This window comes from Rickettsia sp. TH2014 (assembly GCF_019249195.1).
Classification (GTDB): Bacteria; Pseudomonadota; Alphaproteobacteria; order Rickettsiales; family Rickettsiaceae; genus Rickettsia; species Rickettsia felis.
The window spans coordinates 1-711 of the sequence record NZ_MXAX01000050.1 but is presented as its reverse complement, the minus strand read 5'-3'; the positions used below and the strand labels follow the sequence as shown (position 1 = coordinate 711).

Sequence of the window (711 nt, the reverse complement as noted above, 5' to 3'; positions counted from 1 at the left end):
TTTTGGCTTTATTATTTTTTGATTTAGATTTATCTCTAATCCTCCATTTAATATTATCTTAATTTTACTAAATGTAAGATTAAATCTCAACTATTACACTTTATTGTGGTTATGAGATCTTGAAATAATATAAAAAATGGATTAAAATTTGAAATATTAATATAAATAAAAAATTATTATGCCGGTAATTAGTCGTTTTTTTGAATTATGATGTACTATAGAGACCATAACCCTCCTCATTTTCATGCTAGATATGGTGATTATGAAGTAATAATTTCACTAAACGGTAAAATATTAGAAGGTAAATTTCCTAAAAGAGCTTTGCAATTAGGGCGTGCCATCAATTAATTTTTTGAAGTGAAAATGTGGATAATTGAGAAGCATTTTGTATTTGAATGAGGCGAATAGTGAGTCCTATTTAACGAATTCAAGTACAAAATGATGCCAATTAGCCGCATTTGCAGCCAAACAACTTAATTGATGACACGCCCTAGTTACAGAATGGTTAAATATCCATAAAGAAGAACTAATAGATAATTGGAATAAAACGCAAAATGGTGAACCATTAAATTCTATAGCCCCATTGGAGTAAAAATGTTGCATGTAATATCTGTAAGTTATATTGATGATTATCATTTAGAATTAGTTTTTGATGATGGAACAAAAGGTATTATAGATCTATATCTGTAATAGTTGAGATTTAATCTTACA

Annotated in this window: 2 protein-coding genes; both read left to right on the top strand. The window is 27.3% G+C overall.

From position 1 onward, the window contains the following. Positions 1-207 precede the first annotated feature (207 nt). Positions 208-348, top strand: coding sequence for a DUF4160 domain-containing protein (locus KYQ89_RS00695; protein WP_218459900.1), 141 nt, complete (start codon positions 208-210; stop codon positions 346-348). Positions 349-594: 246 nt separating this feature from the next. Then, the gene (locus KYQ89_RS00690; protein WP_218459899.1) at positions 595-690 is read left to right on the top strand and encodes a DUF2442 domain-containing protein; all 96 of its coding nucleotides are present in this window, start codon (positions 595-597) and stop codon (positions 688-690) included. The last annotated feature ends 21 nt before the right edge of the window (positions 691-711 follow it).

Bases quoted from the DNA above. Each gene is read 5' to 3' on its own strand.
- KYQ89_RS00690 (WP_218459899.1), top strand. From the start codon at position 595: ATGTTGCATGTAATATCTGTAAGTTATATTGATGATTATCATTTAGAA.
- KYQ89_RS00695 (WP_218459900.1), top strand. From the start codon at position 208: ATGATGTACTATAGAGACCATAACCCTCCTCATTTTCATGCTAGATAT.